General features: G+C 41.9%; 15 protein-coding genes. 8 read left to right on the forward strand and 7 right to left on the reverse strand.

Features of this window, described 5'->3' with window-relative positions; all coding sequences use genetic code 11:
* Positions 1 to 58: 58 nt before the first annotated feature.
* Entirely contained in the window at positions 59 to 1,456 is a 1,398-nt protein-coding gene (gene dnaA, locus WA352_RS19405; RefSeq protein WP_004803339.1) for a chromosomal replication initiator protein DnaA, read from the reverse strand.
* 669 nt (positions 1,457 to 2,125) lie between these two features.
* Between dnaA and rpmH the strand changes: the two genes are divergently transcribed.
* The 5 genes from rpmH (at position 2,126) to mnmE (ending at position 6,249) form a co-directional block, all read left to right on the forward strand.
* A complete protein-coding gene (rpmH, locus tag WA352_RS19410; protein WP_000831329.1) occupies positions 2,126 to 2,260 on the forward strand; it encodes a 50S ribosomal protein L34 in 135 nt (44 codons plus the stop codon).
* A gap of 27 nt (positions 2,261 to 2,287) precedes the next feature.
* A complete protein-coding gene (rnpA, locus tag WA352_RS19415) occupies positions 2,288 to 2,683 on the forward strand; it encodes a ribonuclease P protein component (protein ID WP_004656857.1) in 396 nt (131 codons plus the stop codon).
* 9 nt (positions 2,684 to 2,692) lie between these two features.
* Positions 2,693 to 3,016 carry a membrane protein insertion efficiency factor YidD gene (gene yidD / locus WA352_RS19420; RefSeq protein WP_004803336.1) on the forward strand — a complete coding sequence of 108 codons (324 nt, stop codon included), beginning with the start codon at positions 2,693 to 2,695 and terminating at the stop codon, positions 3,014 to 3,016.
* A gap of 2 nt (positions 3,017 to 3,018) precedes the next feature.
* Complete coding sequence (gene yidC / locus WA352_RS19425) at positions 3,019 to 4,779, forward strand: membrane protein insertase YidC (RefSeq protein WP_004803334.1); 1,761 nt, start codon at positions 3,019 to 3,021, stop codon at positions 4,777 to 4,779.
* 114 nt (positions 4,780 to 4,893) lie between these two features.
* Positions 4,894 to 6,249 carry a tRNA uridine-5-carboxymethylaminomethyl(34) synthesis GTPase MnmE gene (mnmE, locus tag WA352_RS19430; protein WP_005320050.1) on the forward strand — a complete coding sequence of 452 codons (1,356 nt, stop codon included), beginning with the start codon at positions 4,894 to 4,896 and terminating at the stop codon, positions 6,247 to 6,249.
* 58 nt (positions 6,250 to 6,307) lie between these two features.
* Here the strand turns inward: mnmE and WA352_RS19435 are convergent, their stop codons facing one another.
* Positions 6,308 to 7,495, reverse strand: coding sequence for a PilT/PilU family type 4a pilus ATPase (locus tag WA352_RS19435; protein ID WP_005201774.1), 1,188 nt, complete (start codon positions 7,493 to 7,495; stop codon positions 6,308 to 6,310).
* Positions 7,496 to 7,931: 436 nt separating this feature from the next.
* Here WA352_RS19435 and WA352_RS19440 point away from each other — a divergent pair, with 436 nt between their 5' ends.
* On the forward strand, positions 7,932 to 8,630 hold the full coding sequence (locus WA352_RS19440) for a DsbC family protein (RefSeq protein WP_005320051.1): 699 nt from the start codon (positions 7,932 to 7,934) through the stop codon (positions 8,628 to 8,630).
* Between the two features lie 54 nt (positions 8,631 to 8,684).
* Here the strand turns inward: WA352_RS19440 and WA352_RS19445 are convergent, their stop codons facing one another.
* From WA352_RS19445 to guaD, 3 genes are all read right to left on the reverse strand, one after another.
* A complete protein-coding gene (locus WA352_RS19445) occupies positions 8,685 to 8,936 on the reverse strand; it encodes a GlsB/YeaQ/YmgE family stress response membrane protein (RefSeq protein ID WP_004656846.1) in 252 nt (83 codons plus the stop codon).
* A gap of 228 nt (positions 8,937 to 9,164) precedes the next feature.
* On the reverse strand, positions 9,165 to 9,695 hold the full coding sequence (hpt, locus tag WA352_RS19450) for a hypoxanthine phosphoribosyltransferase (RefSeq protein ID WP_004803306.1): 531 nt from the start codon (positions 9,693 to 9,695) through the stop codon (positions 9,165 to 9,167).
* A gap of 212 nt (positions 9,696 to 9,907) precedes the next feature.
* Positions 9,908 to 11,236 (reverse strand): guanine deaminase, encoded by a 1,329-nt coding sequence (guaD, locus tag WA352_RS19455; RefSeq protein ID WP_005320053.1) that lies wholly within the window; start codon positions 11,234 to 11,236, stop codon positions 9,908 to 9,910.
* A 139-nt stretch (positions 11,237 to 11,375) separates the two neighbouring features.
* Here guaD and WA352_RS19460 point away from each other — a divergent pair, with 139 nt between their 5' ends.
* Positions 11,376 to 12,002: a nucleotidyltransferase family protein gene (locus tag WA352_RS19460; protein ID WP_336143676.1), complete on the forward strand. Its 627-nt coding sequence runs from the start codon at positions 11,376 to 11,378 to the stop codon at positions 12,000 to 12,002.
* A gap of 24 nt (positions 12,003 to 12,026) precedes the next feature.
* Here WA352_RS19460 and WA352_RS19465 read toward each other — a convergent pair whose 3' ends face one another.
* On the reverse strand, positions 12,027 to 12,983 hold the full coding sequence (locus WA352_RS19465; protein ID WP_005320055.1) for a TerC family protein: 957 nt from the start codon (positions 12,981 to 12,983) through the stop codon (positions 12,027 to 12,029).
* A 399-nt stretch (positions 12,984 to 13,382) separates the two neighbouring features.
* On the opposite strand from WA352_RS19465, the gene WA352_RS19470 reads away from it, so the two are divergent.
* Positions 13,383 to 14,579 (forward strand): low temperature requirement protein A, encoded by a 1,197-nt coding sequence (locus WA352_RS19470; RefSeq protein WP_336143681.1) that lies wholly within the window; start codon positions 13,383 to 13,385, stop codon positions 14,577 to 14,579.
* Between the two features lie 62 nt (positions 14,580 to 14,641).
* Here WA352_RS19470 and WA352_RS19475 read toward each other — a convergent pair whose 3' ends face one another.
* Positions 14,642 to 15,559 (reverse strand): LysR family transcriptional regulator, encoded by a 918-nt coding sequence (locus WA352_RS19475; RefSeq protein ID WP_005320059.1) that lies wholly within the window; start codon positions 15,557 to 15,559, stop codon positions 14,642 to 14,644.
* Between the last annotated feature and the right edge of the window lie 74 nt (positions 15,560 to 15,633).

Raw genomic sequence — 15,633 nt, forward strand, 5'->3', positions numbered from 1 at the left:
GAATGTTAGCAGTGTACTATGCTGCACTTAAAAATAGTTTGCAACTCTGAAAAATAGATTAACTTTGTAACAAGCGCAGTAAATTTTTATAGTCTTCATTAAAAATAGGGTCTTCTTCACGCAAGCTGACCACTTTTTCACAGGCATGCATCACGGTACTGTGGTCACGACCACCAAAAGCCATGCCAATTTCTGGGAAACTATCCCCAGTTAATTCACGTGCCAAACCCATGGCCAATTGACGTGGGCGTGCATAAATACGGGTACGTTTTGGACCAATCAATTCTTTTAATGGAATTCGGAAGTATTCACTCACCACCCGCTGGATATTTTCCACGCTAATGGTACGTGCACGAATCGCCAAAACATCTTTTAACGACTCACGTACGACATCTAGGTCAATGACGGTACCTTTGAAACGTGAAATCGCGACCACTTTATTCAGAGCACCTTCAAGCTCTCGCACATTGGCAACCACTTGTTGTGCAATAAACAAAGCACAGTTTCTTGGTAAATCAACACCACTATTTTCAGCTTTTTTCAGCAAAATCTCGATACGGGTTTCGATATCTGGTGGTTCAACCCCCACAGATAAACCCCATGAAAAGCGAGAAACTAAACGTGGATCAAGTTCAGTCAATTCTTTTGGATAACGATCTGAGGTTAAAATAATTTGTTTAGATTCATCCAATAAAGCATTGAATGTATAGAAGAATTCAACAAGACTTGCTTCTTTTCCTGCGAGCAAATGAATATCATCCACCAACAATAAATCTAAAGAACGACAATTTTTCTTAAATTCTTCAACCTTACCTTTTTGTAATGAACTGACAAAGTCCTGTACGAAACTTTCCGAAGTCATATACATCACACGTGCATTTGGCTTGGCTTGTAATAGCGCATTGCCCACGGCCTGCATTAAATGGGTTTTACCCAGACCTGTTGGGCCATACAAAAATAAAGGGTTGTGTTGCGAAGCACCTAACTGCGTTAAAACTTTACGGCAGGTTTCAGCAGCCATTTGGTTAGAACGGCCTTCAACAAACAAAGAGAAGGTAAATAATGGATTGAGTTGTCTTTTCTTCGGTATTTTAGTGACATTTTGACTGGGTTGAACCAAGTCAGATTCTTTTTTTACTTTTGTTGGAACAGCAACAGGTGCACTACTCAACGCTGCTGTTGTGGTTGCAGGTTGCTCATTAGAAGACAAAATTGTCCCAGGACGTGAATCAACCAGAATTTCAACCTGACGAACTCGGCCTTCCGACAATTGTTCCGCAAGAATAGAGATCAGTTCTAAATGGTTATCTTGAATATAACGCGTCCAATAGGGGTTCGGTGCGTATAAACGCATCACACCATCAACCTCTTCAGCAACCAAAGGACGAATCCACATCGCAAAGACGTTATCAGATAGCTCTTGTCGCAAGCGAGTTAAGCAGTCTGTCCAGAGCATGTGCATCCCCTATATATCCATTTTTTAAATTCAAAAATAAAAAACCGTCACCCCTCATCTTTCAAAGGGGTCGCCATTCTAACCAAGTTATCCACATCTGTCAGGACAATTTATGGGACTTTTGCTGAAAAAGACAGCATTCGTTTATAAATTTAAATTCAAAACCACATGTGCATAACTTTTTGCACAAGCTGTGGATAGTTTTAAGCTCAAAGTTATCCACAAACTATAAAATTGATAAAAACATGCTTATCCACAGCATAGCTTTATGTTTATTAATAAAAAAACACCACTTTCCACAGAATAAATGCGCCCTAATAAGAATAAATTTAAATTTTAAAATTTGAATTTACTTATAGGGTTCACTCGAAATGTGGATAACTGAGCATATCGAAATTTAAATTCAAAATCCAAGAATTAAATTTAAATCAGAAGATGGATTGTTGATAAGCTTGTTTGTAAGCTGTGAATATAGACGAATACTGATATTATTTAAATAGATAGCTTGTGTATATTTTTTGTTTTCAATAAAAGCATATAACTTCGAGCAGTTTTATTGCTTCAAAACAGAACAAAGAAAATGTAAAGTTTTTGATTTTTCATTGACAGCGTAAACATTGCGCAATAAAATCGCGGACCTTTATAGAAAGATCATTTTGGAGTTTCGAAATGAAACGTACTTTCCAACCATCTGAATTAAAGCGTAAACGCGTTCATGGTTTCCGCGCTCGTATGGCTACTAAAGCAGGTCGTCAAGTTTTAGCTCGTCGTCGTGCAAAAGGTCGTCATAGCTTAACTGTTTAATACTGTTAAGCTGACCAGACTTGGGTGATGACACTTTACAGTTTCGGCACTGAATCTCGTATTCGTTGTGCCGCTGATTATAAAAGTGTATTTGATGGTGCGCTTTTTAAAGTGCATCAGCCCCATTTCCTTTTTTTAGCAAAATTAACCGAACAGCCGAAAAGCCGTTTGGGTATTGTCGTTGCTAAAAAAAAGGTGCGTCGTGCACATGAACGAAATCGAATAAAACGTCTTGCTCGGGAGAGCTTTCGTTTACATCAAGCGCAATTTAATGCTGATATCGATATTGTGGTGATGCCTAAAGTAGGTATAGAAGCAATCGCAAATCAAGAATTACATCAACAATTAGATTTTGCTTGGCAAAAATTACAACGCTTAGCAAAGAAGCATTCCAAAGTCGTTGTGACATCCCTCCAAAATTAGAGATCTCCAATGGTACGTTTACTGCATTGGTTGATAAGATGTTACCAAATCGCAATTAGTCCATTATTGGGTCCTCGTTGTCGCTATATTCCCACTTGTTCGCAATATGCAATCGAAGCCTTGCAGACACATGGCGCGGTCAAAGGTGTATGGTTATCGACTAAGCGAATTTGCCGTTGTCATCCTTGGGGTGGGTCAGGCTATGATCCAGTGCCTCGTAAAGCACTTCGTTTTATTTCGTTTCATCAAATAGATTCTCAAATGCATCACGTTGCTGTACCCTTTCGTGATCGTTTATTCAAGCAAAATCTCTCTAACCATTTGGGATTATAGATATGCAACAATGGGCCAGATTTGCAATTCTTGGAGCCATGTTTGTTACCGCATATTTGCTTATTTTGGCTTGGCAAAAAGATTATGGTCATGCTGCACCAGCACCGCAACAACAAGCGGCTGCTGTGACTGCACATGAAGTATCTGCAGATTTGCCAAATGCTCAAAATGCAACAGCGGCTTCAGACTTGCCACAAGCAAATGTGACTGCATCACAAGCCACAGAACATAATACATCTGTGAGTCAGCAACTGATTTCAGTACAAACTGATCTTTATCACCTGTGGATCAATCCAAAAGGTGGTGATATTGTCCGTATTGAATTGTTAAGCCATGATGAAAGCAAAGACAGCGACAAACCGTTTGTCATGCTGGAAAGCGATGCGAAACGTACTTACGTCGCTCAATCTGGTTTAATTGGTTTAAATGGACCAGATAGCAGCCGTGGCGGTCGTCCAATGTATGATGTTGAAAAAACAGCATACACGTTGGCAGATGCGAAAAGCGTTGCGTCGAAAGATGGTAAAACACAGCAAGTGTTGACTGTGCCGTTGGTATTTAAAACACCTGAAGGTGTGGAAGTGATCAAATCGTTCACCTTCACGCAAGGCGATTACCCAATTACCGTTAAACATCAAGTCATTAACCGCAGTCAGCAAAGCTGGCAAGGTCAAATGTTTGGTCAATTAAAGCGTGATAATTCGGATGACCCAGGTAAGTCTTCACAAGGTATTTTCACCTTGGGTACTTATCTTGGTGGCGCTTGGGGTACACCAGATGCGCATTATAACAAGTTAAAATTTACCAACTTTAATGACGAAAAATTAAATGTTGAAGCCAAAGGCGGCTGGGTTGCCATGGTTCAGCATTATTTTGTGAGCGCATGGATTCCTGGGAACTTAAAACTCACTCAGGCCGATGGTCAGCCATATAATGCAAAATTAGAGTCACGTCAGTCTACGGACGGCATGAATATCATGGGCTTCACTTCTCCAGTGATTAATGTACCTGCAGGTACATCAATGGAAGTGGATGCTAAACTGTATTCAGGTCCAAAAATCCAATCTGAACTCAAAGACTTAGCTGCTGGCTTAAACCAAACTGTTGATTATGGTTGGTTATGGCCAATTGCGAAATTATTGTTCTTGGGCTTGCAATTCTTCCATAACATTATTGGTAACTGGGGCTGGTCAATTATCTTATTGACGATCTTGGTGAAGTTGATTTTATGGCCACTTTCTTCAAAAAGTTATCGTTCGATGGCGAAAATGCGTGTGATTGCACCAGAAATGCAACGCATGAAAGAAGAATTTGGTGAAGACCGCATGCGTTTCTCGCAAGAAATGATGGCGTTATACAAGCGTGAACAAGTCAACCCATTGTCTGGTTGCTTGCCATTGCTGTTACAAATGCCGATTTTCTTAGCCTTGTATTGGGTATTGATGGAATCTGTTGAACTCCGTCATGCACCGTGGTTAGGTTGGATTCAAGATTTATCTGCGATGGATCCATGGTTTATCTTGCCGTTGATCATGGGTGTGACCATGTTCGTTCAGCAAATGTTGAACCCACAACCGACTGATCCAATGCAGGCAAAAGTGTTCCGTATCATGCCAATCATGTTTACGGTATTCATGTTGTTCTTCCCTGCGGGCTTAGTGCTTTACTGGATCGTCAACAACAGTATTACCATTTTGCAACAATGGTTTATTAACAAAGGTGTCGAAAAAGACCGTCTCAACAAGGTTGAGCCGAGCGCTTAAGTTCGAACTTTTACTGAATAAATCCGCTTAAGATGGTAATCTTAGGCGGATTTTTCTTTGTCTGTATTTAGCGGTTGAACCCAACAACCCTTGCGTTTTTTAGGTGAATTTAACATGCAACATCAAACCACAATTGCTGCGATTGCTACCCCATTAGGTCGTGGTGGTGTGGGGGTGATTCGACTCTCTGGACCAAAAGCTTATGCAATAGCAGAGCAACTGACCCAGAAAAAGCTCCCTGCGGCACGCATGGCAGGTTTCCGTCAGTTTTGTGATGCCGATGGCTCGGTGATGGATGAAGGCATTGTATTGTGTTTTCCAAACCCGCATTCCTTTACCGGGGAAGATGTGGTGGAACTACAAGGTCATGGTGGTCCAGTCATTCAAAATGCCCTGTTAGCACGTTTACTGGATTTGGGCGCAACTGCTGCAAAGGCGGGTGAGTTTTCCATGCGTGCCTTTGAAAATGGCAAAATGGATCTGGTGCAAGCAGAAGCAATTGCCGATTTGATTGATGCGACATCACAGGCAGCAGCACGTTCGGCGGTTCGTTCTTTACAAGGTGCATTTTCAACCAAAATTAATACGGTTTTAGAAAAGCTGATTCACTTACGTCTGCATGTTGAAGCCGCGATTGATTTCCCAGAAGAAGAAATTGACTTCTTGGCTGACGGCAAGATTTTGGCCTTGTTGGACGATGTACAAGACTCGGTTCAAGCGGTACAGCAGTCTGCGCGGCAAGGCCAATTGCTACGTGAAGGTTTACAAGTGGTGATTGCGGGTAAGCCGAACGCGGGTAAATCGAGCCTGTTAAATGCACTGGCAGGTCATGAACGTGCCATTGTGACCGATATTGCAGGAACCACTCGAGATGTGCTGCATGAAAAGATCAGTTTAAATGGCTTGCCGATCACCTTAACTGACACTGCTGGTTTACGTGAGACGGGCGATATTGTGGAGCAGGAAGGGATTCGTCGTGCGATAAAGGAAATTGAACAGGCAGATTTATTGCTGTTGGTGTATGACTTAAATCAGGGCGATGAACCATTACAGTTGGCACATGAGTATTTTGCTGATCATCTGGAACCAAAACGTTTGTTATTGATTGGCAATAAATGCGATTTAACTGGACAACAAGCCGAAATGACCGATTATCAGGGTTTCCGTCATATCCGTGTCTCAGCCAAACAGGATATGGGTGTTCAGGCGCTCATAGATGCGATTACAACGCATGCAGGCTTCCAACCCGAGGAAGACACCTTTATCGCCCGAACACGTCATTTAGACGCAATGAAGCGTACTCAGCGCTACTTGTCTGAGGCGCGTGAGCAGTTGGTGGTGTTTAACGCTGGTGAGCTGGTGGCCGAGTCGTTGCGTTTGGCGCAGAATGCATTAGGTGAAATCACCGGTGATTTCAGTGCCGATGATTTGCTTGGTAAGATTTTTGGTTCGTTCTGTATTGGAAAATAATGAATTAAATCAAATATTAATGGCTTGGATTGTGTTGCAATCCAAGCCATTTTTTCTATCACTGATCTTCAGTTTGTTGCTCTTCTTCAGGCTTTTCTTCTTGTACCACATTTAACGCAGTCATCATTGCAACGGGTGCGCCTTCTTGGCGAGTACTTTTCAGCTTGATCTGTAAACGCAATTCATTGACTGAATCGGCATTGCGTAAGGCTTCATCATAGCTAATCGCGCCTTCGTTATACAGCTCAAATAAGGCTTGGTCGAAGGTTTGCATGCCTAGCTCACGCGATTTGCTCATAATCTCTTTCAGTGCGTGGAACTGTCCTTTGAGAATATTGTCGGCAATCAATGGGGTATTCAATAAAATTTCAATTGCAGCACGACGACCTTTGCCATCTTGGGTACGAACCAGACGTTGCGAAATAATCCCTTTCATATTGGATGAAAGATCCATCAGCAATTGATTGCGACGCTCTTCTGGGAAAAAGTTAATAATTCGATCCAGTGCTTGGTTGGCATTATTGGCGTGTAAAGTACCTAAGCAAAGATGTCCTGTTTCCGCAAAGGCAATCGCGTGTTCCATGGTTTCAGTATCACGGATTTCACCAATCAGAATCACATCAGGTGCCTGACGTAGTGTGTTTTTCAAGGCGTGGTGCCATGAATGACAATCAACCCCTACTTCACGATGGGTAATCATCGATTTTTTGTGTTTATGCACATATTCCACTGGGTCTTCAACAGTAATGATATGCCCCGCTGAGTTTTCATTACGATGGTCAATCATGGCCGCCAAAGAGGTGGATTTGCCTGAGCCTGTCCCCCCAACAACCAACACCAGACCACGCTTTTCCATAATCACATTTTTCAGAGATTCTGGCAGTTTCAGCTTTTGGAAGGTTGGAATTTCTGAGGTAATGGTACGAATCACCATGCCGATTTGCAGCTGTTGTTTAAATACGTTGACACGGAAACGGGAAACATTGGGCACATTGATTGCGAAATTACATTCCCATTCTGTTTCAAATTCTTGGCGCTGTTTTTCATTCATCAAACTATAGGCAAATAGCTTGGTTTTATCTGCGGTAAGTGCCTGTTGCCCCAATGGACGCATCAGGCCTTGCAATTTAATGCTCGGTGGAAAATCAGCGGTGATAAATAAATCGGACCCCCCATATTCCACTACTTTGCTAAGCATATGAAACATAAAGGTTTTGGCTTCTTCTAATAGTTCCGCGTTATACATTGAGCTACCTAAATTTTTTACAATGAAGCGAAGTTCATTGCTGTAATACGATGATAATCATCCCGATAGGGAAACATTTTTTTGTTTCTTGAAAATGAATAATGATAGATCAAGGCGACTCGATTTAGGCCATTTTATTCCATCATTTTCACTGTGCTGCTGAATGATGCGAATTATTCCAAAAAGCGAGGTATTGATCTATGTACTTTTTTAAAAATATTAAATAATTATCAATGTGATGGACCTAAATTGTCAGTTTTTTACTGAATCGATCGCTTGCAGCATGTGTATGGGTGAATGTGAACAGAATAAACGGATGTTCCACGTGAAACATCGCATGAATTGGTAGAGTTTTGGTTGTTACTGAGTAAGCTTGGCTGTTGAACGGCTTGAGACTGATTACAATAGCCGCTGATTTTTGAATTGAGTGTCAGACATGTTAAAAAAAATTGGGATGTTCTCATTATTGAGCTGTATGTCAGCGATGAGTTTTGCCAACGTAGACAGCTTAAAAAGCAATTTAAATAAGCAATATCCCAATATCCAAGTCAGCAACATCCAACCTACAGAAATGACGGGTTTATATAGTGCCAGTCTGGATAATCAGATTATTTATTTGGATGAAAGTGCACAACATATGTTTGTGGGTTCTATGGTGCGCCTAAAAGATCAAAAGAACCTCACCAAGGATTTAGTGATCCAACAAAATTCAATTGACTGGAAACAACTGCCTTTTAAGGATGCGATTAAAACGGTTAAAGGCAATGGTAAGCGTGAGTTAGTGGTGTTTTCGGACCCAAATTGTTCATATTGCAAAAAATTAGAAGCTGAACTGGACAAGCTGACCGATGTGACGATTTATACCTTTATCTATGCTTTAAAACCACAATCGATTGCGGTGTCAAAATCGGTTTGGTGTGATGCCAATCCTGCCTATGCATGGAAAAATTTGCTACAAAAGAATCTGCAACCGAAAGAAAAAAGTTGTGCCAACCCGATTGAGCGTAACCTTGAACTCGGTCGTAAACTTGCTGTGGATGCCACACCAACCTTGATTTTCTCAAATGGTTTGAAAATGGTCGGTGGACGCAGTGCTGAAGAAATTCAGATGATTTGGAAAGAGCTCGGACTCTAATGAAAAAACTCCCCAATCATTGATTAAAATGAATGGGGAGCTTTCAGAAGGGATTTAACTTTTTTTGGTGATGAGTTTATAAAGGAATAAAATAATCACTGCACCCAGAACAGACGCAATAAAACCTGCTGCCGAATTTTCAGCATATAAGCCAAGTAAACGTCCACCGTAAGTGGCGAGTAATGAACCTGCGATACCCAATAAGGTCGTGACAATAAAGCCAGCTTTGTCATCACCTGGATGTATTGCGCGTGCAATTAAACCAGCAAAAAAACCAACAACAATGGCTACAATCAGAGACCACATTATCTTTTCTCCTTGTTTTAAAAGCGGTATTTCTTATTATCCTGCTTGATTAGAGCCTACTTTGTCTGTAGTGGATTGCCTATTTATGTCGTATTTTTGTGCATTCTTTAGCAGGCTTTGTTTAATAAGAAAACATAAAAAAGGTGCCCTAAGGCACCTGAGTCAGCATTATGATCAGCCCATGACAGTTGTCATCGGTATTGATGCAATGCCAGTAAGGTTGAGTCATTAAAGACCGATTTCACCAATAAATGGGAGGTGACGGTATTTTTGATCGAAATCCAAACCATAACCAACAATAAAGCGATCTTCGACTTCAAAACCGAGAAATTTAACTTCTAACGGAATTTCACGGCGTGATGGTTTACTGACCAGAGTACACAGTTCAATCGAGTTCGGGTTACGTGTTTTCAGCATTTCAACCACTTTACTTAAAGTGTTGCCAGAGTCGATAATGTCTTCCACCACCAGTACATCTTTACCGTGAATTTCACCATCCAGATCTTTTAGGATCTTGACGTCTCTTGATGAAACAGTGGTGCCATTGACGTAGCTAGAAACAGTCATAAAATCGAGTTCGTGTGGCTTTTCAATGGCACGGCATAGGTCGGCCATAAAAATAACTGAACCACGTAACAGGCCAATCAATACCAGTTCTTTATCACTTTGAGCATAGTGTGCATTGATCTTTTCGCCCAGTTCTTTAACTTTGGCTTGAATCTCTTCACTTGAAATCATAATGCGCATTGCAATGGTCATCGGTAGATTCCTAAAACTTAAAAACGGGAAAATAAAAAAGGTGTTGACCTGCAACACCTCGAAATCTTGAGCTAATCCGCCAATTTTAAAACAAAATCACCTTTCATGCACCTTTTGATGATGAAGAATATGTTTCATTTTGAGCAGATGCACGGTCACGTTTTAACAGAACCGCACATCCAATGGCCAATATGATCCACCCAAGTTTTTGTTTATTTAAACGTTTCGCTTTGGCTGTAGGCTTTTTGTCCATAGATATAGGTTGCCTCAATATTTCGGTCATCGCCCATGGTGAATAAGGCGAATAGGCTGTCATCAACCGATTTTGAACGGGACTGACGCAGTTGCTGCAATGCGGTCGGTTTCAGGTTCAGTACCACAAAATCAGCTTCTTTACCGAGATTGAAATTACCGAGCTTGTCATCCAGATGCAAGGCTTTTGCTCCGCCTAAGGTTGCATGATAGAGCGACTCAAATGCCGACAGCTTATCACCTTGTAGCTGTTGAACCTTGTATGCTTCATTGACGGTTTGCAATAAGCTAAACGAGGTCCCTGCCCCAACGTCGGTGCCAAGGCCGACTTTAACCTGTTGTTGCCAAGTTTTATTCAATGGGAATAAACCGCTACCCAAGAATAGATTTGAAGTTGGACAGAAGGCAATTGCAGAATCAGTTTCATGCATGCATTTCCATTCAGCATCTTCTAAATGCACGCAGTGTGCGAATACTGAGCGCTGGCCAGTTAAGCCATAGTGATGATAGACATCCAGATAACTCTTTTGCTCAGGGAACAAATCTTTGACCCAAGCAATCTCATCTTTATTTTCACTCAAATGGGTATGTACATAGACATCTGGGAATTGTGCTTTGAGTTGGCCTGCTTTTTCGAGTTGTTCTGGGGTAGAGGTCGGCGCAAAACGTGGGGTAATTGCATACAGTGCACGACCTTGGCCATGCCACTTCTCAATTAATGCTTTAGAATCGTTATAGCCGCTATCTGCGGTGTCACACAAGGCTTCGGGTGCATGACGATCCATCATGACTTTACCCGCGATTAAACGCATCTGGTGCTGTGCTGCGGCCTCAAATAAGGCATCCACCGATTCAGGATGTACCGTACAGAATACCAATGCTGTGGTGGTGCCATTTTTGAGTAGTTCATTGACAAAGAATTGCGCAATTTCTGTCGCATAGGCTTGGTCTTTGAACTGGATTTCGGTTGGGAAGGTATAGGTATTTAACCAGCTTAAAAGTTGCTCGCCGTAGGCCCCGACCATTTCGGTTTGTGGAAAGTGAATATGGGTATCGATCATGCCCGGAATGATCAACTGTTCTGGATAATGCTGAATTTCAACGTTTGCAGGAAGATGGGCTTGAGCGTCGTTCCACGTGCCAAACCAGCGAATTTTGCCCTGTTCAGTGATCATGACACCATCTTCGAGATAGCGCACTTGATCGGCAATTTCAGCAGCTTGGGAAACGGTTTTTTGAATATCTAAGAAGCGACCACGAATCACCGTGATTGGAGTAGCCAAAGTCATAACAACCTACAATTTTACTTTTTTCGGTTGATTGTACCTGATTTTGCCAAAGTTACTGGATTATTCGTCTAATTCGTCGGCTTAAAAGGTATATAAATGTGACTCATAATTTAAAGCAACTCAGTTTGGGGAAATTGAAATGTATGCCTTATCTGGGGGAAACGCAGAGACAGAGCAAAGCAATCGAAGCAGACTGTTTGATCTGATTATGCAGTCCCCTGCCTTGTATGGGATGTTGCAGCAATTGGCTCGATTACATCCTGCAGCTTATTTAAGTGCGGGTGTGCTTCGGAATACCGTATGGGCACATTTACATGGTCAAAGCTTTAACTTGAACAATTGCGATATAGATGTGATTTATCATGATGCAATGCAAACAGATGAGCGTTTGCAAAAACAGTTACAGCAAGATTTAGAGCGTATCTTTCCTGAACAACAATGGGATGTGGTGAATCAGGCCTTGGTACATACTTGGTATCGTCAGGACAATGCAGCAAACATTCAACCTCTAGTATCGCTTGAACATGCCTTGTCGCTATGGCCAGACACAGCAACGGCGATTGCGCTCAGGTTAAATTGCGCTGGAGAAATGGAGCTGATCGCACCCTTTGGCCTGCTTGATTTATTTGCACTGAGATTGCGTTGGAATCCGGCATTGGTCAGCTATGACACATTTAAACACCGGCTTGAGTCGAAACAGTGGTTACAGCAATGGCCTAAATTGCAATTAGTTGATGATGCTCCAATAAAAAAGGGCCTTCATTGAAGACCCTTTTGAAATGCTTTGTGTTTATTGTTCTTGGCGTTTGTTATGACGTAACGAGAGATAAGCGGTGATGCTCAACACCAGTACGATAAAGCCTAACGAGATCCAGATTGGCATGTGGAATACATCGAGCAATAACATTTTTGCACCAATGAACAATAAGATGATGCCCAAACCATAGGGTAAGTAATGCATTTTGCTTGCAGCACCTGCCAATAAGAAGAACATCGCACGTAAGCCTAAAATCGCCATTAAGTTTGCGGTTAACACAATGAACGGGTCACTGGTCACAGCGAAAATCGCAGGAATAGAATCCACTGCGAAAATCACATCAGACGCTTCTACCAAGATTAACACCAAGAACAAAGGCGTTGCCCATAACACACCGTTCTGACGAACGAAGAACTTATTGCCTTCTAACTGTGGGGTAATCCGCATGTGTTTGCGTAACCATTTCAGGATTTTGATATCTTCAATATTGGTGTCTTCTTCATCCTGCCCTTTCAGGAACTTAAAGCCTGTGTAGACAAGGAACGCACCGAAGATATACAGCACCCAAGAGAACTCTTGTACAAACCAAGCACCAATAAAGATAAAGATGGTTCTTAAAATGATTGCACCGAGTACGCCGTAAAGCAGGATTTTACGCTGGAATGCAGGAGGGATTGCAAAAGCCGCAAAAATCATCAGCCAGACAAAGACGTTATCAATTGCCAGCGATTTTTCCAGTAAATAACCCGCAAAGTATTCCATGGTTTTTTGGTTGGCGATGGTTGCACCAACGGTTTGTTGTAGATACAACCACAAACCACCACCAAAGATCATGGCAACGGTGACCCAGGCAATACTCCAGTAAGCCGCTTGCCTGATGGGTACATCTTGGTTTTGTTTTTGTTTAAAGCCTAAAAAGTCGACCAGTAGCATGACCGTTACGATTCCGAAGAACGCAACGTACAGCCATAAATTACCGATAGTTTCCATCACAACTCCCTATCTGGCAAATGGACATAAAAAAACCTTGACCAGTTGCCAGATGAATTAAATAAAACATCTGTTTCAACATGATCAAGGTCTTGCCTACATCACGATCGTTTGTGATGCTCAGAGTCCGACTTTTTGCAAAGTGTAATGACGAAACTCTGACACCTAAATTGTTCAGTTTCACAACCTAGGCTTGGAGGAGGCTACTCCCCTTGTCAAATTCTGTTATGGATGATGACATCCAAAGATAGGCATAGAATTACATAAATAATCGATTTAAGCAAACTTTGCATGCATAAATTTTAAACATTATTTTTTATCTTGGTGAGATAGGAAAATTCCTCAACTTGGATTAATTTAAACTCGAACTGCTTTGTAACGTGATGAGAATAAAAACAGATGAGTCCTGCAAAAATTCAAGATAGACCAAGAAAGCGACTTGCACCGCGTGATCCAACCGAAGCTCACCGAGCCGCGACACCCCTAGAATTGTTATTTGACCTGATTTTTGTAGTTGCGATTGCAACCGCAGGACAGCAGCTCCACCATGCGATCATCGAAGGCCACTTATGGCATGCTTTACCGACCTATTTTATGGTGTTTTTTGCCTTGTGGTGGGCATGGATGAACTTCACCTGGTTTGCCTCAGCCTATGACAATGATGACATGCTGTATCGCTGTCTGACTTTTGTGCAAATCGTCGGGTCATTGGTGATGGCGGCAGGCATCCCCGCAGTGTTTCAAGAACATAATTTCGATGTGATTATCATTGGTTATGTGATTATGCGTTTGGCTTTGGTGACCCAATGGATCCGTGTCGCAAAACATGATCCTGAACGGAGGGTAACAGCCTATCGCTATGCCGTTGGCATTGTCTTAGTGCAGTTGGGATGGTTAATCGGCAATTTTAGTGCCATTCACATGACCCCTCTGCTATTCCTTATTCTGGTTTTGGCTGAACTCGCCGTACCTCTTTATGCTGAGAAGCATGCGGTAACACCATGGCATCCACATCATATTGTTGAGCGTTACAGTTTGCTTACCATCATCGTGTTGGGAGAGTCGATTATTGGCAGTTTTGCCGTAACGCAGGAAGCTTTTTCCAATCATGATGTCAATTTCAAAGAAATCTTTTTGGTGATTGGTGGACTGTTGATGATGTTTGCCATGTGGTGGGTCTATTTTGACCGCAGTCATCATCACCATCAACGTCGTGGGGTACAGCCTTTTTTATGGGGCTATGGTCATTTTTTTATCTTTATCAGTATTGCGGTATTAGGTGCTGCTTTAGCCGCAGCAGTTGATGTTTCAACTCAACATGCCCACATTTCCAGCCAAATGATGGGATGGCTGATTGCTGCCTGTCTGGCGATTTATAGCACCTATATTTGGTTGTTTTACGAGGCCTTTGATTTATCTGGATGGCGACGTTGGCTCTATCCAATCACCATTTTGATTCTTTTTGCGATTCCTTTATTTTTTGCCGATATTGGTTATATCGTTTTTGCGATGGCGGTGATTTATATTCTGCGTCTTGTCATTGCTAAACTGTATTTGAACAATTGTAATGATGAGCAGGTGGTTGCAAGTACATAATCAAAGTACTGCTATCAGGTAGATTGCGAGAACAAGCGAGAAACGAGATACACTCGCTTGTTTTAAGCAAAGATTTTTAGAATTTCTGTGCGTAAGAATTGATGGCGTGAATTATGTTTTACCTGCTCATGCCAATACATGCCCATATTGATTTTAGAGAGCTCTATGGGCAGTGCATGAATCTTCAGATTCTCCGCATAATGCAGATGTTTGAGAATACTTTGCGGAATGGTCAAGATCGCCTTCGGATATTGAGCCAAGACTTGCAGTGCCGTTGCATAATGTTGGCAACGCAGAAAAATCTGCCGTGACAGTTGCTGCCGATTGAGATAAATATCTTCCAGTAATAAGCCTGTGCGCCGTGACGATACCCCAATGTGCGGTGAAGATAAATACAGTGATAAATCCATGTCTTGCTGTTGGGTACAGACCACAAAATGGTCTTCTATCAGGTTTTCAAACTGTAAATGATCCTGATGCGGTTGCACCAGATCAATCACAAAATCAATTTGTTGGGCGGAGAGATCTGCCAACATGTTTTTACGATCCAGCTTGGAACTCAGAAATTGGATATCCAGATTCAATTGGGCAAAATGATGAACCAGTTGCGGGAAAATAATCGGTTCGATTTCATCGTGAATGGCGATTTTCAGGCTTTGCAGCATGCTCGGCATAAAGTCCTGCTGGGGCACTGCAATCTGTTGAATCGCCAGTAATGCTGTTTGAATCGGCTGATAAATTTGCTCGGCATAGGGCGTGGGCAGCATCTTTTGCCCGCTACGCACAAATAGATCATCTCCGAGTTGTGTGCGTAAGCGCTGTAAGGCATGACTGACCGCAGATTGGCTGATACAGAGCAGTTGTGCGGCTTTGGAAATGCTTTTTTGCTCAAAAATGGCAATAAAAAGAGGATACAGATTGATATCGATGCGATGAAAATGCGCCACTTCCAGTGGGTTAGTGTTATGAATCTGATTCATAGTTTTGCATAAAATTAAATCATTTCATTCATATTAAATTTTCGCTTATGGTGATGTAAAGCAGCGAATCAATA

Origin of the sequence: Acinetobacter sp. 102 (genome assembly GCF_037028485.1) — a bacterium.
Taxonomy (GTDB): domain Bacteria; phylum Pseudomonadota; class Gammaproteobacteria; order Pseudomonadales; family Moraxellaceae; genus Acinetobacter; species Acinetobacter higginsii.